Below are 22,669 nucleotides of genomic sequence, written 5' to 3'. Positions count from 1 at the left end.
GAAGGCGATGACGCCAATCAGCTGGGGCCGGTGGCCCCGACCGACACGCAGGAGCGTTGCCCTGGTCACCTGCGGGGCGCTGGCCGCGGCCGGGCTATCGGCCGCTGGTGCGGCGATGCTCCAGCCACAGAGCGCCACGGCATCGAGCCACCGGGAGGCCCCGTTGATATCGGGGCAGCCCCAGTTCGACAACACGGACGTGTACGCCTTCGTCAGCCCGGACCATCCCGACACGACGACGATCGTGGCGAACTGGCTGCCGTTCCAGGAGCCTGCGGGCGGCCCGAACTTCTTCCCGTTCGCAGGAGACGCCCGCTACAGCATCCACGTCGACAGCGACGGTGACGCGCAGGACGATCTGCTGTACCGGTACACGTTCAAGGACCACCGAAAGAACGAGAACACCTTCCTGCACAACACGGGTGTCGTGGAGAGCCTGGACGACCCCGACCTCAACTTCACCCAGACCTACGACATCGAGCTCCTGCGGCTGGAGCACGGCAAGGAGGTCTCCTCGCACCAACTCGCCAAGCAACTGCCGACGGCTCCCGCGAACGTCGGCAAGGCGTCCATGCCCGACTACCAGAAACTGCGTGACCAGGCCGTCCACAAGATCCCGGGCGGGCTGAAGACCTTCGCAGGCCAGGCCGACGACCCGTTCTTCCTCGACCTGCGCGTCTTCGACCTGCTGTACGGCGGCGACCTGTCGGAGGTCGGCAACGACACGCTTCGGGGTTACAACGTCAACACAATCGCCCTGCAGGTCCCGAACGCCTTTCTGCGGGAGTCCGAGGCTCAGCCGGTCATCGGCATCTACTCGACGACGGAGCGCCAGAACGCCGAAGGGCACTGGACCCAGGTGTCGCGGCTCGGCATGCCGCTGGTCAACGAGGTCGTCAACCCGGTCAAGGACAAGGACAAGTTCAACGCCTCGTCGCCCGAGAACGACGGTGACTTCCTGAAGAATGTCACCGAGCCCGAGCTGCCGAAGCTCATCGAGGCGATCTACAAGATCAAGGCTCCGGCCGAGCCGCGCCAGGACCTCGTCTCGGTGTTCCTCACCGGCATCAAGGACGTCAACCAGCCGCCCGGCGGTACACCGTCCGAGATGCTGCGGCTGAACACGGCAGTCAAGCCGACGGGTGAGCCGAAGCGCCTGGGCGTGCTGGACGGTGACAACGCGGGCTTCCCCAACGGGCGACGCCTGACGGACGACGTACTCGACATCGCGCTCCAGGTCGTCGAGGGCGAACTCGTCGGTTCCGAGAACGACTTGGGCGATGCGGTGGACGCCAACGACAAGGAGTTCGGTCACTCCTTCCCCTACGTCGCCCTGCCTGCCTCCGGGTCGGACACCCGGACAGCCGCCGACGCCAAGACGAAGAGCGCCACCGGCCTGACGGGTGGAGCCTCCGGCCTCACCGGATCGTGGAGCGACAGCACCGTGCTGGCCGCGGGAGGCGCCGGAGCCCTGCTGGTGGCCGGATTCGGAGCCTTCTGGCTGCGATCGCGCCGCCGCACCGCGCGCCGCTCCTGGCTCGGCTGACCCGACGGGACACAGGGCACTCCGAACGGCCCGGCGGCTCCGTCCGCCCCCCGCGGCGCCGCCGGGCCACCTTTCTCTTCGACCGGACCGAGGAAGTTGACACACATGCCCGTACGGAAGCCGCTTCTCGCGCAAGTGCGTGAGCGGGGAATCGGCCCGCACCTGCGGATCGCCACCGTTGCGGCCGTGGCCCTGGGACTCACCGCCGCCTCGGTGGCCCTCGGTGGGGACGCTGACTCCGGTCGCCCGGCGCGGAGCGCGCCCGTGCTCGCCGCGGGAGTCCCCGTGGAGCGGCTGCCGGCGGACGATCTCGCGCGGGGAACAGTTGCCCTGCAGAAGCACCTCGACGCGCAGCCCAAGAACGCCACCGGGTGGGCGACGCTCGGCGTCGCGTACGTCGAACAGGCAAGGATCAGTGGTGATCCGACGCTGTATCCGAAGGCTGAGAAGGCGTTCGCGCGTTCACTGAAGCTGCGTCCGGCCGCCGAGAACGATGCCGCGCTCGCGGGGCAGGCCGTGCTGGCCGCCGCCCGGCACGACTTCGCGTCCGCGCTGGACCTCGCGGACCGTGCTCTGCGGGTGAACGGGTACAGCGAGCGGGCACTCGCCGGCCGGGTCGACGCGCTCGTCGAACTCGGCCGGTACGACGAGGCGTACCGGGCCGTGCAACTCGCCGACCGCCGCCGCCCCGGCATCCCGGTCTTCACCCGCTACGCGTATGTGCTCGAGCTGCGCGGCGACACGGAAGGAGCCAGACGTGTGCTGACGCGGGCCCTGAGGTCCGCGACGGCTTCGGCGGACCGGGCGTACGTCGCCACCGCGCTCGGCCAACTGGACTGGAGCCAGGGCCGGTACCAGCAGGCCCTCGACCACTTCGCCGAGGCACTGCGCGCCGATCCGCAGCACTTGCCGGCCCTGGAAGGGCGCGGACGCACATATGCCGCACAAGGGGAGGAGCGCAAGGCGCTGAGAGCTCTCGAGGAGGTCGCCCGGCGCCAGCCGCTGCCGGAGCGGGTGGCAGCGCTCGGGGAGCTGCACGAGGTGGCCGGGGACCGGACCGAGGCCGCTCAGCAGTACGAGCTGGCCGGCACATGGATGCGGCTGGCAGACGCCAACGGTGTTGCCACTGACCTGGAGTCGGCCCTCGTCGCCGCCGACCACGGAGATGCCGCCGAGGCACTGTCCTCGGCGCGCGCCGAGTGGAAACGCCGCGAGACCGTGCACACCGCGGACGCGCTCGGATGGACACTCCATGTCAACGGCCGACACCGGGAGGCCCTCGTCTACGCGAGGAAGGCGACGGCACCCTCGCCCGGATACCGCAACGCGTCGTTCCTCTATCACCTGGGCATGATCGAACGTGCCCTCGGTGACGACACACAGGCCGCGCGCCATCTGCGCGCAGCGCTCGATCTGAACCCCGGCTTCTCGCCCGTCGGTGCGCGCCGGGCCGAATCCGCGCTGAAGGCCCTGCCGGACCCGGCGGGCCCGAGCGGGCGGAGCGCGTCATGAGGTGCCGCAGCGCCGTCGCGGCCCTGGCTGTGCTCTTGACGGGCACCGCGCTCGCGTTGGTGCCCGCCGGGGCGGCCGGGGCGCATCCCCTGGGGAACTTCACTGTGAGCCAGTACGACGGCATCGTCGTCTCACCGGGCCGGTTGCGCGTGGACCATGTGGAGGATCTGGCGGAGATCCCCGCCGCGCAGGAACTGTCCCGCATCGACACCGACGGGGACGGCCGTCCGGCCGAGGCCGAACTGTCGGCGTGGGCACGCACGCGGTGTGACGTGGCGGCGCGCGGAGCACGGCTCGTCGTCGGTGGAGGAGAGCGGACCGCCGTCACGGCCGGCCGGGCGCGCGCCGAGGAGCGTCCCGGGCAGGCCGGACTGAAGACACTGCGTGTGACCTGTGAGCTGACGGCACCACTGGCACGCGGCGAGGACATCCGTATCGCGTACCGGCCCGCGGATGCCTCGAACGTGGGAGGCTGGCGGGAAATCACTGGGCGCGGTGACGCAATGACCCTCCATGGCTCGGACGTGCCGCAGCGGTCCGTGTCGCGTCGGCTGAGCACGTACCCCAACGACCTCCTCTCCTCTCCGCCCGAGCACACGGCCGCTGCCTTCACGGTCCGGTCCGGTGGACCGGCCCTCGCGGACGGCGGCAGCGAGGCGACCAGGAACGGATCACCGGCGGCGGGTGTGCTGCCGCGTGGCGCGGACCGCTGGGCCGAGGCCCTGACCGGGCTGGTGGCCCGTCACGAGCTGACCGTCGGCTTCGCCGCGTTCGCACTCGCCGTGGCCCTGTGCCTCGGCGCCCTGCACGCGCTGGCACCGGGCCACGGCAAGACGATGATGGCTGCCGCCGCCACGGCCGGCGGCCGGACCTCGCTGCGTGATGTGCTCACGCTCGGTGCGTCGGTGACCCTGACGCACACGCTGGGCGTCTTCGCCCTGGGGGCGCTGATCACCGCGGGCTCCGCGGCCGCGCCCACGGTGGTCTCCTGGCTGACGGTGGCGAGCGGCGGGCTGGTGGCCGTCGCGGGGCTGCTGCTCGTCCGCAGGGCATGGCGACGGCGCCGCGAACCACACGACCACGGGCACGGGCACCGCCACGAGCTCGGCCATGACCTCGAGCATGTTGATGCTCCTGCGCAGGCCGCCGGATGTACGAATACGCCCGCCGCGGAGCGGGTGCCGGCACTGGCCGCGGCCGGTGCCGGACACGGCGCTGCGGTGAGTCCGTCCGCCGCAGCGCCCGTACCCACAGGCACCGGCCACCACCACGCCGGCGACCGTGGGCGGGGGGAGCCCCGCCGTCACGAGCACGACGAGCAGCAGGGGCACCAACGGCACCGGAGCGGCGACACGCACGGTCACCCCCATGGTCACGACCACCACGGTCACGACCACGCGCACGGGCACTCGCATGTCCCTCCCGCTCCCGGCCTGCGTGGGGTGGTCCTGATGGGTCTCGCCGGCGGACTGGTGCCGAGTCCCTCGGCCGTCGTCGTCCTCGTGGGGGCGGCGGCTCTCGGCCAGGCCTGGTTCGGGTTCCTGCTGATCGTCGCCTACGGGGCCGGACTCGCGCTCACGCTCGCGGCAGCCGGATTCGCGGTGGTCCGCCTGCGTGAGACCACCACGCGCAGGCTGGCGCTGCGACCGCATGGTCCGCTCTTCTCCCTGGTCGGCCGAACCGCACCGATGGTCTCGGCCGTGGTCGTCCTGACGTTGGGATGCGGCCTGCTGCTCAGGGGTGTTGCCACGGTCTTCGGCTGAGAGCCTGGCGGGTGGCTGATCAGGCGCGAGGCGTGACGGTTGGGTTCTGCCCTCCGGGCATGGCGAGGGCCCCCGGAATGATCACGTGGTGTGCGCCAGTGCAACAACGCGGGTCTTCAAAGTTGAGCGGTGTGGAGGTGTCCGCGGGCTCGGCGGGTGGTGACACAGCGTGTGCGTAGGCGTTGGTTCTCGGCGTTGCGGAAGCCGAACGCGTTGTGGGCGACGAGCTTGATCACGCGGTTGATCCCTTCGCTCTTGGCGTTGCTGTGTCCGGTGTCGATGAACGCGGCGATCTCGGGCCACCAGCGGTCGGCGGTGGCGGCGAGCCGGCGGACTTCGGGGATGTCGGAGTCCGCGCACCAGGTGAGGAACTTCCAGCGGGCGTGGCCGACTTGGTGGCGGTCGGCTCCGGTGCGGGCCAGGGGGAGGAGGGTGCGCAGGTTCTCCTTGGCGATCCAGGCTGTCAGCAGCGTCTGCCCGATCTTCCCCTCGCCCAGGAGGGCGATCCACATGGTGGCGAACTGGTCGTCGGTGAGGTCCTCGCGGTTGCGTAGAAGCCGCCGTCTGGCCTTCCACTCCGGGTCGCTCGCCCGCCGCGCCGACCGCGGGTCTCGGCGGTGGTGCGGCGCATGACCATGGACAGCATCTTGTCGGCGAGCTGGACCACGTGGAAGTGGTCGACCACGACGGTGGCGTGCGGCAGGCCGATGTGGATCGCGGCGCGGTAGGTGGCCGACATGTCGATGGCGACGTAGCCGATGCCCTTTCTCCAGTCCAGGTCGGTGGTGGCGAGCCAGGCCAGGACGTCGGCGATGGTGCGGCCCTCGACCTGTCCGAGCAGTCCGCCGTGGCCGAGGGCGTCGACGAAGCCGGTGTGCCACTGGTCCCGGGTCAGATGCCACTTGTCAGTATCCGCATCCTGTTCCCAGCGGGGCCGTCCGCGGCGGGTCTCGTCGATGCCCAGGACTGCGACCCGCGGCAGAGGTGCCTCAGTGACGTCGCGGGCTTGCGTGCGAAAGGCTTCCATCGCGGTCGGCCAGGACAGATGCAGATCCCGCGCGGCCTGGATGACCGTGGAGCCGGCATCCCGTATGCGGCGCCCGGCCGCACCCCGCAGCCGGGTGGTCAGTCTGGCACCGGCCGGGATCTGCGGGATCTGCTCGGTGAAGGACCGGCGAGGGCAGTCGGCCTCGCGGCACCACCAGCGGCGCTTGTGCCAGGGGAACTCCAATCCGCTCTCGCCGTAAGGGAGATCGCGCGGCCGGGTCACCGCCGAGCCCTTCACCCGGGTGGCGAAAACCCCGCAGGCCGGGCAGGCCCTGGCCCTCTCGTCGGCCGTGACCAGGTGAACTCGGCGCCTTCCGGTCGGCCAGCCGCTCAACCCGCGCGACGGACACCCCGTCGAGGTCGAGCAGCAACGTCGTATCGGTGACCAAGCTCGTGGCTCCTGCATGATCGTTCTGCGTCGAGAACAGAAATGATCACGCAGGTCCACGGGCATCCTGCATCCGGGGCCGTGCCCGAATGCGTCATCACAATCGGCCGGGTGTGGTTCGCTGCTGGGGTGACTCAGGACTTGGAGATCGTCGCATTCGAATCCGCCGAGGCGTTCGAGGCATGGCTCGGTGAGAACCACGCCGTCTCGCCGGGCATCTGGCTCAAGCTTCGTAAGAAGGGCCCCGGAATCGTCGCGCTGGACTACGCCCAGGCGCTCGACGTGGCACTCTGCTACGGCTGGATCGACGGCCAGAAGGGCAAGTTCGACGACCAGTGGTGGCTCCAGCGATTCACCCCGCGCAAGCCGCGCAGCAAGTGGTCCAAGGTCAACCGGGACAAGGTGGCCGCCCTGATCGAGCAGGGCCGGATGCGTCCGCCGGGGCAGGCCGAGGTCGACCGCGCCAAGGCGGACGGCCGCTGGGAGGCGGCCTATGACGGCGCGAAGACCGCCACGGTGCCGGACGACCTCGCGGCGGCCCTGACCGCCGACCCGGGCGCGGCGGAGTTCTTCGAGACACTGGACCGGCAGAACCGCTACGCGATCCTGTACCGGATCCAGGACGCCAAGAAGGCCGAGACCCGGGCGCGCCGGATCGAGAAGTACGTAGCGATGCTGGCGAGGGGCGAGAAGCTGTACCCGTAGTCACGGAAAGGGGACCATGGCCGTGTGGTGCCCTGGGGGTCCCGGCGCGCCTGCGGCCCCGGCAGCAGCCACCAAATGCCCTCACCGAGCGTAACGAAACGCCAAAGGTCCTGAGCAGGCACACCGCTCAAGATCGAAGACCCGACAACTCGAGGCCGTCAGCGGCCCATGCTGTCGGTCCAGCCTGACCGATGAGATGTGGGAGATCATCCAGCCGCTCAACCTCGCGACCGGCAGGCCGGATCCGCAGGGCCACGAACCGCGAGTACATCCGGTTGAAGCCGCTGTGGCCGGTACCGGGCCAGGAACCCGCACGCCACTGCAGGGGCCTTGCCGCCTTCCGCTGCCCATCGGTGAGCAGGCCCCTCAGAAGGACATGCAGCAAGTGGAGGACCTTCGGGCGGAGTTGGCCGAGTTCCTGGCGGATGTGTTCGCGTCGGTGCCGCGGCGGGACATCCCTGGTCATACCCGTCGTTTGACAGACCCGAAGGTTGAAGAGGAATACGGCTCGCGCACCTACGGTCGTCCCCCGGAGATCCGCTCTAGCTTATTGATCTGTGCGGTCATCAGATCGTCAGGCAGCTCGGCCGGTGCGCCGGTGCCACTCGCGGTGATGAACAGCACGACGGTGGCACCAGAGCGTACGACGGCGATGAGGTCCGGCTGCGATTTGCCCTCGGTGTTGAGTTGGAAGGCCAGCGCATCGTCGCCGGCGTCGGGTGCGGCCACGGCTTGGACGGCGGTGCGGGCGGGCACACCGCCGTCGTAGGAGGTGCATTTTTTGAGGGAGGCATGGAGTCCGGAGAGGATCCGCTCGGCGCCGGACCGGTCGTATGCCATGAGGCCGATAGTGGTGGCAGAGCCGGCCGAAGGGCCAGATGTTGCGTAGGCCACTTTGCCGACCATCGCTTTGGGGGCCGGGGCGGGATAGGCGATACGCATGTTCTCGACCGGCTGGCAGACGGTGGGCTCGGCTCTGGAGCCGCCGCGGCTCCTCGCAGGCCAGTCGGCGATCTGAAAGTTGTCCACGGTGCCTGACAGTGCGGCGGACTCCAACCGGTCGGCGCTGAGCGGGCCGGAGGAGGCGTCAGTCGGGGGCTGCGTCCGGCTCCGCTCGGCTGACGGGGACCCCTGTGAGGCCTGTGGCGGGCTGGGGTTGCTCTTCGCTTCCCCGTCGCTGCCGCATCCGGCAATGAGGGCCGCTGCGAAGAGCACTGACGTAGTCACCTTGACCCGCACTCGCTGACTCCTTGCACTGGGCATTGGTTCAATCATTCCAGGCGGGAGATCGGGGCGTATCAGCAATTCGTAATCCTGGGCGGTTTCCCTTCGACGGGACAGGGCGGAGGGAGTTGTAGCACGCCCGTGCTCAGCGTAGTAACCACCGACGGTTCCGAGGGGCCCGGATCCCTGATCGACGACATCGTGCGCGCGGAGGCGCACCTCCCGCGCCGCCGCTTCCCGAACTCCCGGAGTGCGAATGTCCGTCCACGCCCCCGGCGTCCCAGCTCGCCCCCGCCCGCAACGCGACTCGCCGGCGGGCGGCGTAGAGGGCGGCGGACACAGCCATGCCGCAGAGGGCGGCGATGACCCGGTGCGGCGGGGGTGGGCGCCCCGTGCTTCGCCCCTCGCCGGTGCAAGGAACGCTCCCGGTTCCCGGTCGAGTTCACCGACGGCGACGGCCACCATGCGGTCCTGTCCTGGGCGGAGTTCGACCCCGACTTCGGCAACAGCCCCGTTCGCCGGAACATGTGCGCTTTGCCGAAGGACTCGTTGGATGGGATGGCGAGGCTGTTCTTCTCCTCGCGCCCGGTCAGGACCTGGAAGAGGAGTTCGGCGCGGTGACGGTCGGGTTCCATGTAGCCGAGTTCGTCGATGCAGAGGAGATCGACGCGTCCGTAGCGGGCGATGGTCTTGTTCAGCTGCTTTTGCGGTTCTGGGCGTGTCGGCCCGTGCACGCCGCCGCGCGGGTCAGGGCCGCGGCGGTGGTGACGAGCGGGCGTAGGCATGACTCCCATGGCCTGGCCTGGGAGAAGTGGCAGATCATGGCGTGCCGGAGAACTGGATGCGTCCGGTTCGTCTACGCGTAGTCGGCAGGCGGGTACGGCCATCGAGGGCGGCGGCATCGGCCATTGGACGGTGGTACAGGACGAGATCTGGATGCTCCCGCACGCCGTGCGGTCGGCCCTTGCCCACAGCCCTCCCCGGGAGAAGAGTCGGGGCCCGTAACTGAACAGAAGCATTGCGGAACCGTCCGCGTGGCGTCCCATGGAGGATCTCCACCATGAAAAGATCGCGCCCCAGAGCGTGGCTCCTGGCAGTCATCTCGTCCATGCTGGCCGGCGGAGTCGCCTTATCACCCGGGCAGACTGCTTCGGCCGAGCCCGCCGGTGTCGAACGCACCCTCGACTGGGAACAGTCGGCCGACCGCACTCTCCCCGCCGCCGCACCTCCCAACCTCATCAAGCAGTGGGCCACGTCGTACGGCGCCACGAACGTCACCAGCCCCACACGCGACGGCTCCTACGCCGCCCGCTTCGAGCTCCGCAAATCCGACCCGCTCGTCTCGAGCAGCAAGCGGGCGGAGATATCGCAGCGCGACGAGCAACCAGCAAATGCCGAGCGGTGGTACGGCTTCAGCATCAATCTGGCGACGACATGGGCCCACGACACCTCGGCCGAGATCGTGAGCCAGTGGCATCAGTGTGACGTCGGCTGCCCGGGTGGCTCACCGCCCTTGGCACTTCTGACCGACGAGGGGCGCTGGAAGATCGACTTCCGCGGCCAGTTCATCGATCTCGGCCCGTACAGCACGGGTGCCTGGGTCGACTGGGTCTTCCACGTGACCTGGCGTACGGACAGCACCGGCCTGCTGCAGGTCTGGAAGAACGGCGAACGGGTCGTGCATCGCACAGGCGCCACCCACGACGGGGGCCCGCGATCGCCCTACTTCAAGTTCGGTATCTACAAATGGGACTGGAACACCGGCGCTCCTTCCAGCACCAACCAGCGTGTGATGTACTACGACGCCCTGCGCCTGGGTGACGAGCGTGCCGTCCACAGGGACGTCGCACCCCAGAGGACCTGTACGCGAATCCCGTCGGTGGCCTCCGCGTCCGCCACCACGTACGAGCCGGCGAACCCGCCCGCCAACGCCGTCGACGGCAACCTGTCGACCCGCTGGTCCGGTCAGGGATTCGGCGCCGCGCTGATCCTCGACACCGGTGCGCCACGCCAACTGTGCGGCGCGACGGTGGCCTGGCACCGCGGTGACCTGCGGTGGAACGACTACACCATTCATTCTTCGCAGGATGGCATCTCCTACACCAAGGTGTGGGAAGGCCGTAGCTCGGGGACGACCACCGCACCCGAGACGGTGCTCTTCACCACGGGATCCCTGGACGCCCGCTACCTCAAGATCTCCTTCTGGGCGAATCCCGAGAACGACTGGGCAAGTATCACCGAAGCCAGGCCACTCGGCCTCTGACGACTGAGCGCGCACAGCCGGCGTGCGCATCGTCCTGGTCGAACCTCCACCCCGTCGTCGCGGTGACCGGCGGGGTGGACGGCAACAGGCGTAGACCTGCACACCGTACGACTCGGGGGAGCGGGTCTCCGTGGGCGGTGGCCTGAGTTCCCCGCCTGGGTGGGTGATCACGCGACATGCCGCTCCGGGCCCGGGGCACTGCCCCGCCGCGCCGTCGCCGGCCGCTCCCCGCCGGTCACGCCCATGCGCCTGCCGGTGGCCAGAGCCCGGTCACCGGCCGGGCCGTGCTCGGCCCTGTGACGGCAGCTCATCTTGCCCTTCTTGCAGCAGTGTTGTCAGTGGTGGCCGCTAGTGTCGGGGGTGCTGGAAGGGCCGTTTCCCGACAGGAGTGGACGATGACCGAAAACCGTGTGAAGCCCGCGCTCCGGGTGGTGCTGACCGACGTCAACGAGCAGGTGGTGGAGGCGTGGCGGGCGGCGTTCGCCGACACTCCCGAAATCGAGATCCGCAGGGGCTCGATCCTCGACGAGGACGTCGACGCCTGGGTCACCCCGACCAACTCCCGGGGCCGGATGGACGGCGGGCTCGACGCTGTCATCAAGCGGCACCTCGGAGCCGGCATCCAATTGCGCGTGCAGCGGGCGATCCGCGACCGGTTCACCGGGACCCTCCCGGTCGGCAGCGCGGTGTGCGTCCCGTCAGGGGCGACCGTCCCGCGGTACCTGATATCCACGCCGACCATGGTGCAGTCCTCGCAGAACGTGAGTGAAACGCTCAACGTGGCCCTGGCGTGCGCCGCCGCGTTCCAGGCCGTCCACCGGCAGAACCGGCAGGTGTCGGGCAGCATCCGCTCGGTGGCACTGGTCGGGATGGGCGCGCAGACCGGCCGGGTGCCGGCCCGGGTCTGCGCCAACTTGATGTGGACCGGCTACACGCTCTTCCACGACCACTGGTTCGAGAACGACGACGAGCTGCGCGCCACGATCACCGCGCAGCTCGACGGCATCGAGAACGCGCCGGTCGCGAAGCGGGTGCGCATCGTGCCGCCCAAAGGGCATTCCTTTCGCCCTTGATCCCATCCACCCCGCCGGCCACCTCCATCCCTCAGGTACGACGACCGGGAGCCCTTCCCCCATGAGTGACGCCACCCCCACCCCGGCCCAGCCCGACGCGAACGACCCGCTGGCCCTCACCGAACTCTTCAAGGGCGGCGGTGAACCCTGGCTTCCGCTCCTGAAGCCCGTCATCGAGGCGCAGGCGGATGCCGCCGAGTTCATCGGCCAGGGCCGCAGTCCGGAGGTCGTCCCGGTCCGGGAACTGACCTTCCAGGCGCTCAAGCCCAACCCGCCGCACAAGTGGAAGGTCGTCGTCTTCGGTCAGAACCCGTACCCGCGGCCGGAGAGCGCCACCGGCATAGCCATGTTCGACAACACCTTCAACGACTGGAAGGACAGCCAGTTCGGCAGGGTCGTCAGCATCCGCTGCATCATCAAGGCGGCGGCCATGTGGAAGTACGGCATCGCCAAGAAGACGCCCATCGCCGATGTCCGCGCTCTTTTGAAGGAGCGAGAGACGGTCCAGCCGCCGGAGTGGTTCCAGGCGATGCTCACGCAGGGCGTGCTGCTGCTGAATGCTTCGCTCACCGCCAGCGGCGACGGCGCGATGGGGACCGACCGGCACACCGCGTTCTGGCGGCCCGTCGTCGAACGGATCGTCGAGGAGATCCTCAAGGCCAAGCAGGACGCCGACGAGGAGGACCGCGGCGTCGTCTTCGCCTGGTGGGGGGCCCACGCACGCAACCTGAAGAAGGTCGTCCTGCGGCTCCAGGAGAAGTACCCGGACGTCGAGGTCCGGCACATCGACCACGCCAACCCCGCGGCCCAGGGCGACATCTTCTGCGAGGGTGACCACTTCGCCACGGTGAATGCGGCACTCGCATCGCTGGGCGCTGAGGACATCGACTGGCTGCCGAGCAAGGGGTGGAACGAGAAGGCGGCCGGCACCGACGGTACAGACGGCGACGTCGCGGCACGCATGGGCGCCTTCATCGCGTCGACCATGGAACTGCACCAGCTGTATCTGGAGCGGCTCACCAGCGTCAAGGACGAGGGGCTCGTCCTCCCGGCGATCACGGGTGTGTTCGACACCCCGCTGATGGACTTCCAGGACGCCGTCGCCCCGGTCGCCGAGGTGCTGTCCGGTCTCGGCCGGCACATCGACCGGTCCCGGGAGTTCGGCAAGCGGCGGGCGGACGAGACGGTCAGCGGCCTGTCCGCCGACGCGATCGCCGCGCTCTACCTCTACACCTGCGAATCCGCCTTCTACCGCGAGATCAACGCCGTCCTCCGCTCCCCGGACCGGACCAAGGTCGTGCCCTACCTCCCGTACCTGCGGCTGCTGTTCTCGGCGGTCTCGGGGCTGCCTGCCCGCACCCAGCCGCTGTGGCGCGGTGTGTCGCTGGACCTCCGGGCGCAGTACCCGGTCGGGCAGACGGTGACCTGGTGGGGCGTGTCCTCGTGCACCTCCGAGCTGAGCGTGGCTCGGTCATTCCTGGGGAGCCGCGGCAAGCGGACACTCTTTGAGGTGACCCCAGCGCGGGCGGTGGGGATCAGGAGCTTCTCCGCCTTCACCGGGGAGGAGGAATACATTCTCGCACCGGGCACCCAGCTCAAGGTGACAGACGTGAAGAGTGAGCGCGGCGGCCTGTGCACGGTCAAGCTGACCGAAGCGGACGCCGCCCACCTCGTCTCCTGACCACCCGCCCGCCGGCCCTCGAACCCCGGCTCGGGCGCCCAGGCCGCGGCGGAACGCGATGGGCAGCGGGCTCGCGGCGGCTGCCGGTGCAGGGACGGGCCGCTCGGCAGGCCACGTCCAGCCCGGACAGCCGCCGTTGCTGCTCTTCGGGGCTCTGGCCGTAGTTCCGTGAACCCACGAAGGACGCGTGTGGACCGGCGGTGCGTGAAGTTCAGAGAGCTCCGGGGTGGCCCGTGGCGACGAACTGTTCAATGACATCGCGACGTTGCTCCAGGAAGTCGCCCAGAGTGACGGCCACGGCATAGAACTCGTCGTTCCAGGATGCAGTCCTGGACTTGTGGACCGTGCCGCTGGCCGTGAGAGCGAAGAGATTGCCGCCGCCGTCGCTCCCGAAGACGATTCCATGCTCGCCATTCTCGACGGGAACCGCGCCGTACTCGTCCAGGTGCGCAGTCACGGTAGAGGGCGGGTGGATGAAGTACCCGTTGCCGATGTCGGGCAGAGACACGCCGTCGATCAGGGCGAAGAGCGACAGCAGGGCCACACATTCCGGCCGGTGGTTCGGCAGGAGGGTGACCGCGGCCCCCCGGTCGTCCACCAGAGGCGATGGCCGCGGTCAGTCGGCGATTGCTCCGAGTCGGTGGCCTGAGCCTCGGCGAACGTGCCAAAGTCGGTGGACGGGTCGAGCAAGGTGATCGCCTCCGGATTGGTCAACCGCAGGCAGCGCAGTCGTACTGACGAGCATTCAGAAAATGGCCCGGGGCACAGCCCGGAGACGGGAGCCCTGTTGGTCCCGGCGGTTGAAGCCAGGTACGCAGCGGGTCCCGTGCCGACTGGCTTGCGCAGCTGCCAGTGGAGGACCTGCACGCAGCTGAAGCGCGGTTGCCCGGATCCCTGGGAGTCGTACGTCGTGCCGGATTTCATCCTGTTCCCGGACATCACCCCGAGGCCGCGCCGGAGCGGGCGGCGGCTCGCTCCGGCGATGCCACCCGCCTCCACTTCCAGGCCCGGTCAGCGCCGCTCGGCCGGGCTGAGGTGTGAAGGGGGAGGCAGTGGCGGTCATGACGGCTTTCCTGATGGGCTCGGGGATCAGCGGGCGGCCGGTCGCAGGCGTACGGGCAGGGCCTGGTGCCCGTTGCTGATCAGGGACGGCAGCGGCTTCAGTTCCTCGGCGGGCACGGCGAGTTCGATCTCGGGAAAGCGCTCGAAGAGCTGCTGAAGGGCGGTAGCGACTTCGAGGCGGGCGAGCGGGGCGCCGAGGCAGAAGTGCACGCCGTGTCCGAAGGCCAGGTGCTCCTTCGACGGTCGGGTGAGGTCGAAGCAGTCGGCGGATTCCCCGTGCCAGTCGGGGTGGCGGTTGGCGGCGGCATAGGAGGCGAGGATCGCCTCGCCCTGGGCGATCGTCTGCCCGTCCGGCAAGGGGATGTCTGTGAGGGCGTAGCGCAGGGGCAGGTGCTTGACCGCGGGCTCGTGGCGCAAAGTCTCCTCGACGACGCTGCTCCAGTCGGCGCGGCCGGACTGGAGGTGGGCGAGCTGCTCGGGATTGGTCAGCAGGGCGGTGACGGCCTGGTCGATCACGTTGACGGTGGTCTCGTATCCGGCGGAGATCATGAGCAGGAGCGTGTCGCGCAACTCGTTGTCCGTGAGTGCGCTGCCGTCGCCTTCGTTGTCGCGGGAGGCGATGAGGAGGGAGGTCATGTCGTCGCCGGGCTCGGCCCGTTTGACTGCGATCAACTGGTCGAGGGCCTCGTACAGGGCAGCTGTGTTCGCGGTGGCCTGTTCGGTGGTGAGGGTGGTGTCGAAGACGCCGTCGACTTCGGCGCGGAAGCCGTCGCGCTGTTCATCGGGGACGCCCATGAGCTGGCCGATCACCTCGATCGGCAACGGGTAGGCGAGGTGTTTGCGCAGGTCGACCGCTTCACCGGCCGGCTTGGAGTCGAGGTCGTCGAGGAGTGCGGTGATGACCTTCTCGACTGCGGACCGCATGGCCTGGATGCGGCGGGCGCTGAACGCCGGCGCAACCATACGGCGAAGCCTTCGGTGGTCGCCGCCGTAGGCGGTGAACATGTTGTTCACGGCGATCCAAAGGGCGAGGGGCCAGGTGGAGACGGTCTCGGCGAAAGCCGGCCAGTGGGCGCGGGCGTCCTTGGAGACCTGCGGGCTGGTGAGGAGTTCCTTGAGGAGAGAGGGATCGGTGACGGACCACGCGGTCACACCGAGGATGTCCACGCGGGTGGCCGGACCGCGGGTGCGCAGGGCCTGGTGCTCCGCATGGTGGTCGGAGCCGGAGGGGTCCAGGACGAGTATCGGCTGCTGAGACACTGCGTTCTCCTTCAGCGGGGCAGTCGGCAATGGACGGGGAGGGCTTCCAAGTCGCGGTGGACGGGACCGGGCTGCCAGCCGCGGCTCAGCGGCGGGGCCGGCGAGGTCTGTTCCGGACATGGCATCGATCAGGTAGCTGATCGCGCTCTCGGCGACGAGGTAGGTGTCGGAGCGGGGCGGGCGGGTGTGGGGCCCATGCTCCAGGCCAGGCGGCGCGGTTGCCCCGCAATTCCGCCCCGGCGTTGGGTCACTTCGGGATCGTTGTTGCAGGCTGCCACGGAATGACGACGGGCTGTTGCGTCGGGAACAGGACGGCATCGATGTCCGCGGGGTAGGGGGACATGTGATGCAGTGGTTCGCCAGCGGCGAGTTAGTTAGAGGAGGGTACCGAGAGCGTCCCGCACCGTGGTCCGGTCTGCGTGCAGGCTGGCTGAAAACCGTCTGCGGGGAGCTTCCCCCGCCTGCGCCAGTTCGCCACGCAGCTCAAGGACAAGCTCCTCGAGGCCGGCACCACCAACGCGGCCACGATGGGAGTACAGATGGCCGACCAGGCCCTCGCCGCGCTGGTGCAGTAGCCCTTCCCACAACGCCACGAGCCCCGGGGGATCGGCCATGACATCCCTGGGCCCGCCTCGGGGGCCGCAACGTCCAACGACGCTGCGGCCCCCGCCGTCACGCCGGGCGGCCAGCCGGCACGGGGCGCGCGTGCGGAATCTGCCGGTCCGCAGTCGGTGGTCTGCTGGTGTGGCGGGGGAGTGAACGCAAGCCCTACCCGAGTGACTTATCGGACGAGCAGTGGGCTCTGATCAGAGCCGGTGATCACCGCATGGAAGGACCGGCACCGCTCGGTCAGCGGTCACCAGCGCGCCCACGAGATGCGGGAGATCACCAACGCGATCCTCTACCAGGGCCGGACGGGCTGCCAGTGGGCCTACCTGCCGCACGATCTGCCGCCGAAGAGCGCGACGTATTACTACTTCGGCGCCTGGCGAGACGACGGAACCGACCAGGTCATCCACGAGCTTCTACACTGCCAAGTCCGAGAGCGGGCCCGGCGATTAGAGGACCCGACCTTGGTGGTGCTGGACACCTAGAGTGTCCATGTGGCCGCCGGGGTCCCCGCCACCACGGCCTACCGGGATCCGGCGAAGCGGGTGCCGGGCCGCAAGCGGGGACTGGCCGGGGACGTACTCGGGCTGGTCTTGCCGTCACCGTGCTGGCCGCGAACACCCACGACAACGCCGCGGGCATCGCCCTGCCGGACCAGGCATCGACGTCGAGATCGTCGAACGCAACCCGCAGCAAGCGGGGTTCGTTCCGTTGCCGAAGCGGTGGAGGGTCGAGCAGACCTATGGGATCTTGATACTGCACCGGCGTCTGGTCCGCGACTACGAGCACCGCCCGCCCTCCTCCGCTTCCCGCGTCTCCTGGGCGATGACCCATGTCATGACTCGACGCCTCACCGGCGCGAACACTCCTACCTGGCGCGATGCACAGGCGGTGGCAGCGTGAGCGTCGAGCCCCTACTCGACGCACTCGGCCTCCAGGAGGATGCCGCCCGGGCTTTGGCCGACGACCTCCGCACCCAGATCATGGAACTGCAGGGACGACTGCGCGAGGCCGAGACCCACCTCGAGCACCTGGCGATCACCCGGAAGACCGTCACCGCCCTCGCCGACCGGCTTCCCGCTGCGGCCGCCTCACCCGAACTGCCCGACCACCCGGACTACCCCCGCATCCTCGCCGTCTTCAACGAGGCCAGTGGCCCGCTGCGGGCCCGTGATGTCTGCGAAGCCCTCGACCACGAACTGCTGCCGAAGAACATCGAAGGTACCCGGGCCAAGCTGAAACGCCTGGTCAAGCTCGGCATCCTCGCGGAGATCGACACCGGCAGCTTCGTCAGGAAGCAGTAGCCCCATGCCCCCTTGCTGTCCAGCGCAATGGTCGAGGATGGATTCATGGCAAGGGACGAGAGCGAGATCGCTCTGAGTAAGCAAGACCTTCGTGAGGTCACCGCGTTCGCTGCGGCGTGCGCGGAAGTGGTGCTTGAGGTATTCGAGGCGGATCAGCCGGACGACTCGCGGCCTCGAGACGCTATCGGTGCCGCGTGGGAGTTCGCTCGGGGTGGTGAGCGAGGGAAGTCTTTGCGCGACACAGCGTGGGCGGCCCTCAAGGCAGCGAAGAGTGCGGATACTGCGGCTGCGCGCGAGGCAGCTCGGGCAGGGATGTCTGCGGCAGGCGCCGCCTACTTGCATCCGCTGGCCAAGGCCACTCAGGTTAAGCACATTCTCGGAGCAGGCGCTCACGCGGCCAGAGCAGCCGAACTCGTGGCTGGCGACAATCCGAGCATTGGTGCCGAGCACGTTGAGCAAGTAGTGCATCGTGCAACACCGGTCGTCGTGGAGGTGCTCAAACGCTTCCCAGCGGCACCAGGTGGCGGTGGACGGGTTGGTGAATTGATTCGCATGCTGGACACTCACCTTCGTTCGCTCACCCTCAGTGACTGACATTCAGCATCCGGATGACGCCGCCCCCTTGATCACGGAGCTCAGTCCTCATCAGGCAGCGGTCGGCGCTGGTTTCCTCGGCCAGCTGGGGGTGGCTCCCTTGCGGGTGAGGCACCGGGTCCAGGGCCGGTCCACATCGAGCAGCGGTGCGCCGCGTGGCGCTTCCTCGCAATCCGGGGGTGCAGGACTGACCGGGCCGGGCCGCGGCCGTCACAGCGTGTCAGTGGGCTCTTACCTCACGGGCGACGATGTGGCCCACCCCGCCGGTGCCCCGCACCGCAACCAGGCGGGGGACCGGCGGGTGCAGGGAGAGGATGGAATGCTCTGGGTCAGCTGGCGTTCGCGCAGATGATGTGGAATTCCATTTCAACGAGCTCATCGGTGCCGTTGAAAGCACGCCCTGCCATCCCCGTGTCGCTAATCGGTCCGCCCCGCTGCATGGTGATTTCCGGATCCGTGTTGCCGGGGATGAAAACCTCCGCCAACACGACCTGCCCAGGATTCGGGCAAATCAGCGTCGAGAAGCAGGTGCCACCGGCACCGCCCTTCCGCCCCTCACCACCGCTCCGCCGCTCCTGGCGGCGCTGATCACCGAGTGCCTCTTCCGGGCCCCGCAGGGCCGCCGGCGGCCGGCAACGTGCTCGCCCGGCTGGGGCAGATCCCCGCGGCACCGCTCTCCGGCGGGCCGGCCGCACTCGCGCAGGCCAACCAGGGCGCGGTCGCGCGTCAAGGGCGAAGCTGACCGTCGGGCTTCGGCACACGCCACCGAGGCCGACCGCCGCAAGGCCCCGGGGATGAGCATGCACCAGGTGGCCTGGCCCCTCACCCCGCTCGTCATCGGGGACCTGGACGAGTTCATCAGCCGGTGGGCCGACTGGCTCGCCCAGGCGGCGACCGGCCAACTCGCCCACCCCAGCCGCATGCCCGAACGCGACCCCCAGGGCTCCTGGAGGCGATGACCACACGGGGCCGCCTGGCGGCGGCCCCGATCCACGCGGACGTGGTTGTTCTGCATGACAGCACCGGGGCCCCGTGCGGTGCCGGGGAGGCGCCCGCTCAGCGACGCGGCGGCCCCGCCGTCACACGTGTGCAGGCTGCGGCACCTCCAGTGCCCCGGCGACCTTCCGCGCGAGCGCTGCGACGTGGGGCGGCAGGTAGCTGTCCAGCGCGTCGATGTCGTCACACAGCCGGGCCCGCAGACCGTGCAGACACGCTTCGGTGAACAGCCGCTGCTCATCGGTCTCGGCCATCAGCCCTCCTTCCGCATACCCCTGGCCGCACGAGAACCGCATCCGCGCGTCGGGATCGTCCTCGAGGGGAAGTGGCGTCCCGAGCATCCCGGCGACTTCATGTCGGTCGGAATCCCTCGGGCCGGCCGCCCTGTGCGTTGCTGCCGGGTCTGGAGGTATGACACGAGGGTTTCCATGGCCATGCCGGTGCGCTGGCGTAGGGCAGCGATCAGCATGGAGGCCATGTCCCTCGTGTCGGAGGCGTCCGTGGCACGGATCAGCGTCATTCGCTTCCAGTCGCGTGTGGCTCTGTACACGGGAAGGGAATGGGAGTCGTTTGTCGACGACTTCGGGAGTCGCTTCGTGTGTTGCAGGCCTGATCATTGTCGATGAGTTCGGGCGTCACTTGCAGCCCAGCGGGCGTTGTCCCTGCCAGTACCCAGCCGCCTCGCACGAGCCCGCTACCGGTTCTGGTCTGAACCCGGTCTTCGTGGGTCAGCGGGCGAGGGAGACGGCGAAGGGCTTGAAGCCGTGTCGGCGCAGGATGTGGGGCACGATCAGGATCATGGCCTCGGTGGCGCGGGCTGTGGTGATGTCGCCGAGGTCCTCGATCCGTTCGGGCTGCCAGCCCAGGTCGCCGAGCAGGCCGGTGACGGTCTTCTTCGCGTGTTCGTCGTCGCCCGAGAGATAGGCGGTCGGCGGGGTGGCCAGGGTTTCGGGGGCGGTCATGACCATGAACAGCATGGTGTTGAGGGTCTTGACCACATGGGTGTCGGGGAGCGCGGCCTGGAGCTTCTCGGCCAGGCTGCTGCCGGGATAGCACAGGGCGCCGGGCAGGCCGTCACCGTCGTCGCGGGTGGCGTTGGAGACGTCGATGAGGATCTTGCCGGAGAGCTCGGTGCGCAGGTCGGTGACGCGGTCCAGGGAGCTGTCGCCGGGCGTCGCGTTGATCACGATGTCCGCGGTGCGGGCAGTGGTGCGCTGGTCGGCGAAGGCGATCCGCGGGGCGAGCCCGGCGGTGCGGGCGGCGGTGTCTTCGGGGCTCCGGCCGCCGAGGGTGACATGGTGTCCGGCTGCGGAGAGCTTGCCGGCGAGGTTGGTGCCGACGCGGCCGGCGCCCAGGATGCCGATGCTGGTCATGCGGTGATGCTCCTTGCGGTATCGGGGTGGGGAAGAGCGGAGACTTCCGGTCAGGCGATCGGCGAGAGGACCTTGAGGGCGGCGCCGTGGATGCCGGGGGTGGCGGCCAGGAAGTCGCGGCTGCCGGTGTTCCAGGGTTCGCCCGCCAGGTCGGTGACGGTTCCTCCGGCCTCGGAGACCAGCAGGGCGCCGGCGACCAGGCCGGAGCGGACGTCGGAGAACTGCCAGAACGCGTCCATGCGTCCGGCGGCGACGTGAATGAGCTCCATCGTGGCGGGAACGGACACGCGCACGACCAGGCCGTTGATGAGCATGGCGGTGACGGAGTCACCGATCCGCCGGAAGGTGCGCTTGTTCTCGCCGGGCTTGGCCTGGCCGGTGCCGATGAGCGCGGCGCCCAGGTCGGTCTTGGCGGACACCTTCAGGGGCCGGTTGTTGAGGCGGGCACCGCCGCCGGCGACTGCGGTGTAAGTGTCGCCGGTCAGCGGCAGGTGGACGACAGTGAGCACCGGCTGGTTGTCGCGGACCAGGGTGGCGGTGACGGCCCAGCCCTCCATGCCGTGGACGTGGTTGATGTTGCCCTCGGCGGGGTCGACGACCCACCACTCCCCGGGCGGGAGCGCGCCGCCGGCCAGCTCGTCCTCGGCCCACTGCGACCCTGGCCGGGCCCGCAGCAGCGGTTCCCGCAGCACGTCCAGCACCGCGTCGTCGTTCGCGTGGATCTCGCCCACGACCTCGACCAGACTCACGCCCCGGGCGTGCGAGGTGTAGCGATCGCGCAACGTGACGCCGGCGGCCTTCACCGCAGCTGTCACGTCGGACAGGAGCGTCGTACCGGCGTCGAACGGCATGGCTGTGCTCATGGTGGGCTCCCTGGGATCGGTCGCAGCGGGGCGGTTGTCTCGCCCCCGCACTTCGAAGGTAGGCCGCCCCGTGACTAACAACAAGTGCATGCTTGTCACTTGTAGAGTTACTGCCATGCAACTGGATCTGAACCTGCTCACGGCCCTGGATGCTCTGCTGGAAGAAGGCAGCGTCGCCGGCGCGGCAGCACGCCTCCACGTCACCGCACCGGCGATGAGCCGCTCCTTGGGCCGCATCCGCAAGGCCACCGGTGACCAGATCCTGGTCCGCACCGGCCGCAGCATGGTCCCCACCACCCGCGCGCTGGCCATGCGCGCCCAGGTCCACGCCCTGGTGCAGCAGGCCCACCAACTTCTTTCCGCACAGCAGGAACTCGACCTGGCAGCTCTCCACCGGGTGTTCACCGTGCGCTGGCACGACACCCTGACCGCCGCATGCGGCACCGCACTGACCACGGCCGTCCACCATCAGGCCCCTGGCGTCCGGCTGCGCCTGTCCGCCGAACCCGGGACGGACGACGCCGAGCTGCGCCGGGGTGAGGTCGACCTCGAATCAAGCTCCAGCGCTCCGACGCTCCCCGACATCCGCCACCGCCTCGTCGGCAAGGACCGGCTCGTCGTCGCCGTCCGACCGGGCCACCCGCTCACCGCAGGCCCGCTGAGCCTTGAGCGCTACGCAGCCGCCGAACACCTCACCGTTTCGCGGCGCGGAAGCCTGCGCGACCCGATCGATGACGCCCTGACCACACGCGGCCTCGAACGACGCGTCGTCGCCGCCGGGCCCACCGCCGCCTTCGCACTACAACTCGCCCTCGACACCGACCTGGTCGTCACCCTCCCCGAAGCGGTCACCCGCACGCCCCGCGAACAACTCGGCCTGGCCACACTGCCGCCGCCACTCCCGCTGCCCGACGTACCCCTGTACCTGCTGTGGCACCAGCGCTACGACAACGACCGCGCCCACACCTGGCTGCGAGAGCTGGCCACCGAAACCGTCCAGGCACTATTCACACCACCGACCGCCGCTCAACAGCCCCTCACCAACCGGACCGAACAGTGACGGATACGCCCGGGGAAAGGCCTGCGGCAGCTGACTCCCGTTCTCGCGGCCATCACCTATTCGTGACTGTGCGACTCCCAATCTCACGTAGAGAGGACGTCATAAGTCGCGTACACAGCCAGGATGCCGAAGCCGATGGCCTGCACGGCGTTCGGGAGGTGGTGATGAGGATGTCCGAAGATGGCTCCGACCGGCGGTTCCGTGACGGGGTACTCCCACCAAGCGGCGAGCCGACTGAGCGTCTGCCCCCTGCCCGCCTCCGTCTCACTCGCGCTCGGCTTCGATGGTGCATCTCTCTCGCCCGCTAGGCAGTTTCGTGTGGATCATCGGTCGGACCAGAGGAAGA

Annotated in this window: 20 protein-coding genes and 3 pseudogenes; 12 read left to right on the top strand and 11 right to left on the bottom strand. The window is 69.2% G+C overall.

The window, feature by feature from the left end; all coding sequences use genetic code 11:
* Positions 1–7: 7 nt before the first annotated feature.
* The 3 genes from HW130_RS25080 (at position 8) to HW130_RS25070 (ending at position 4,821) form a co-directional block, all read left to right on the top strand.
* Positions 8–1,546, top strand: coding sequence for a DUF4331 domain-containing protein (locus HW130_RS25080; RefSeq protein ID WP_177151963.1), 1,539 nt, complete (start codon positions 8–10; stop codon positions 1,544–1,546).
* A 105-nt stretch (positions 1,547–1,651) separates the two neighbouring features.
* Positions 1,652–3,058: a lipopolysaccharide assembly protein LapB gene (locus HW130_RS25075; RefSeq protein ID WP_177151962.1), complete on the top strand. Its 1,407-nt coding sequence runs from the start codon at positions 1,652–1,654 to the stop codon at positions 3,056–3,058.
* Positions 3,055–4,821: a nickel transporter gene (locus HW130_RS25070; protein ID WP_177151961.1), complete on the top strand. Its 1,767-nt coding sequence runs from the start codon at positions 3,055–3,057 to the stop codon at positions 4,819–4,821. Before HW130_RS25075 ends, HW130_RS25070 begins: the two co-directional genes overlap by 4 nt.
* Before the next feature lie 116 nt (positions 4,822–4,937).
* On the opposite strand, the pseudogene HW130_RS37050 reads toward HW130_RS25070, so the two are convergent.
* Both HW130_RS37050 and HW130_RS35410 read right to left on the bottom strand, forming a co-directional pair.
* Positions 4,938–5,354 (bottom strand): annotated as a pseudogene (locus tag HW130_RS37050) (transposase); the annotation flags it as partial.
* Complete coding sequence (locus tag HW130_RS35410; protein ID WP_375256582.1) at positions 5,285–6,274, bottom strand: transposase; 990 nt, start codon at positions 6,272–6,274, stop codon at positions 5,285–5,287. The pseudogene HW130_RS37050 and the gene HW130_RS35410, both read right to left, overlap by 70 nt.
* Before the next feature lie 93 nt (positions 6,275–6,367).
* Here HW130_RS35410 and HW130_RS25060 point away from each other — a divergent pair, with 93 nt between their 5' ends.
* On the top strand, positions 6,368–6,961 hold the full coding sequence (locus HW130_RS25060) for a YdeI family protein (RefSeq protein WP_177151960.1): 594 nt from the start codon (positions 6,368–6,370) through the stop codon (positions 6,959–6,961).
* 516 nt (positions 6,962–7,477) lie between these two features.
* On the opposite strand, the gene HW130_RS25055 is transcribed toward HW130_RS25060, so the two are convergent.
* Positions 7,478–7,990, bottom strand: coding sequence for a hypothetical protein (locus HW130_RS25055; RefSeq protein ID WP_256356324.1), 513 nt, complete (start codon positions 7,988–7,990; stop codon positions 7,478–7,480).
* 731 nt (positions 7,991–8,721) lie between these two features.
* A pseudogene (locus tag HW130_RS25050) lies at positions 8,722–8,892 on the bottom strand (ATP-binding protein); the annotation flags it as partial.
* Between the two features lie 353 nt (positions 8,893–9,245).
* Between HW130_RS25050 and HW130_RS25045 the strand changes: the two are divergent.
* Positions 9,246–10,448, top strand: a complete 1,203-nt coding sequence (locus HW130_RS25045) for a heparin lyase I family protein (protein WP_177151958.1) — start codon at positions 9,246–9,248, stop codon at positions 10,446–10,448.
* Positions 10,449–10,615: 167 nt separating this feature from the next.
* On the opposite strand, the gene HW130_RS25040 is transcribed toward HW130_RS25045, so the two are convergent.
* Positions 10,616–10,759, bottom strand: a complete 144-nt coding sequence (locus HW130_RS25040; protein WP_177151957.1) for a hypothetical protein — start codon at positions 10,757–10,759, stop codon at positions 10,616–10,618.
* An 84-nt stretch (positions 10,760–10,843) separates the two neighbouring features.
* On the opposite strand from HW130_RS25040, the gene HW130_RS25035 reads away from it, so the two are divergent.
* Together HW130_RS25035 and HW130_RS25030 are read left to right on the top strand one after the other, a co-directional pair.
* The gene (locus HW130_RS25035; protein WP_177151956.1) at positions 10,844–11,521 is read left to right on the top strand and encodes a macro domain-containing protein; all 678 of its coding nucleotides are present in this window, start codon (positions 10,844–10,846) and stop codon (positions 11,519–11,521) included.
* Positions 11,522–11,582: 61 nt separating this feature from the next.
* Entirely contained in the window at positions 11,583–13,202 is a 1,620-nt protein-coding gene (locus HW130_RS25030; protein ID WP_177151955.1) for an ADP-ribosyltransferase domain-containing protein, read from the top strand.
* Between the two features lie 211 nt (positions 13,203–13,413).
* Here HW130_RS25030 and HW130_RS25025 read toward each other — a convergent pair whose 3' ends face one another.
* On the bottom strand, positions 13,414–13,800 hold the full coding sequence (locus HW130_RS25025) for a hypothetical protein (RefSeq protein ID WP_177151954.1): 387 nt from the start codon (positions 13,798–13,800) through the stop codon (positions 13,414–13,416).
* Positions 13,801–14,291: 491 nt separating this feature from the next.
* The gene (locus HW130_RS25020) at positions 14,292–15,524 is read right to left on the bottom strand and encodes a cytochrome P450 (RefSeq protein ID WP_177151953.1); all 1,233 of its coding nucleotides are present in this window, start codon (positions 15,522–15,524) and stop codon (positions 14,292–14,294) included.
* A gap of 742 nt (positions 15,525–16,266) precedes the next feature.
* On the opposite strand from HW130_RS25020, the pseudogene HW130_RS36790 reads away from it, so the two are divergent.
* From HW130_RS36790 to HW130_RS25005, 3 genes and pseudogenes are all read left to right on the top strand, one after another.
* Positions 16,267–17,036 (top strand): annotated as a pseudogene (locus HW130_RS36790) (transposase).
* Positions 17,033–17,437: a hypothetical protein gene (locus HW130_RS25010; RefSeq protein WP_177151952.1), complete on the top strand. Its 405-nt coding sequence runs from the start codon at positions 17,033–17,035 to the stop codon at positions 17,435–17,437. Before HW130_RS36790 ends, HW130_RS25010 begins: the two are co-directional and overlap by 4 nt.
* Positions 17,438–17,482: 45 nt before the next feature.
* Entirely contained in the window at positions 17,483–18,031 is a 549-nt protein-coding gene (locus HW130_RS25005) for a putative immunity protein (RefSeq protein ID WP_177151951.1), read from the top strand.
* A gap of 329 nt (positions 18,032–18,360) precedes the next feature.
* Here the strand turns inward: HW130_RS25005 and HW130_RS25000 are convergent, their stop codons facing one another.
* The gene (locus HW130_RS25000) at positions 18,361–18,519 is read right to left on the bottom strand and encodes a hypothetical protein (RefSeq protein WP_177151950.1); all 159 of its coding nucleotides are present in this window, start codon (positions 18,517–18,519) and stop codon (positions 18,361–18,363) included.
* A 306-nt stretch (positions 18,520–18,825) separates the two neighbouring features.
* On the opposite strand from HW130_RS25000, the gene HW130_RS24995 reads away from it, so the two are divergent.
* On the top strand, positions 18,826–18,990 hold the full coding sequence (locus HW130_RS24995) for a hypothetical protein (RefSeq protein WP_177151949.1): 165 nt from the start codon (positions 18,826–18,828) through the stop codon (positions 18,988–18,990).
* Between the two features lie 120 nt (positions 18,991–19,110).
* On the opposite strand, the gene HW130_RS24990 is transcribed toward HW130_RS24995, so the two are convergent.
* The 3 genes from HW130_RS24990 to HW130_RS24980 all read right to left on the bottom strand — a co-directional run bounded on the left by HW130_RS24990 (position 19,111) and on the right by HW130_RS24980 (position 21,263).
* Positions 19,111–19,281 carry a hypothetical protein gene (locus tag HW130_RS24990; protein WP_177151948.1) on the bottom strand — a complete coding sequence of 57 codons (171 nt, stop codon included), beginning with the start codon at positions 19,279–19,281 and terminating at the stop codon, positions 19,111–19,113.
* A 474-nt stretch (positions 19,282–19,755) separates the two neighbouring features.
* Positions 19,756–20,454: an NADPH-dependent F420 reductase gene (locus tag HW130_RS24985; RefSeq protein WP_256356334.1), complete on the bottom strand. Its 699-nt coding sequence runs from the start codon at positions 20,452–20,454 to the stop codon at positions 19,756–19,758.
* Positions 20,451–21,263 (bottom strand): inositol monophosphatase, encoded by an 813-nt coding sequence (locus HW130_RS24980; RefSeq protein WP_177151946.1) that lies wholly within the window; start codon positions 21,261–21,263, stop codon positions 20,451–20,453. Before HW130_RS24980 ends, HW130_RS24985 begins: the two co-directional genes overlap by 4 nt.
* Positions 21,264–21,378: 115 nt before the next feature.
* Here HW130_RS24980 and HW130_RS24975 point away from each other — a divergent pair, with 115 nt between their 5' ends.
* Entirely contained in the window at positions 21,379–22,323 is a 945-nt protein-coding gene (locus HW130_RS24975; protein ID WP_177151945.1) for a LysR family transcriptional regulator, read from the top strand.
* Positions 22,324–22,669 lie beyond the last annotated feature (346 nt).

The organism is Streptomyces sp. PKU-EA00015, from assembly GCF_013387495.1.
In the GTDB taxonomy this organism is placed as follows: Bacteria; Actinomycetota; Actinomycetes; order Streptomycetales; family Streptomycetaceae; genus Streptomyces.
This window is presented reverse-complemented; position numbering and strand designations above follow the sequence as displayed.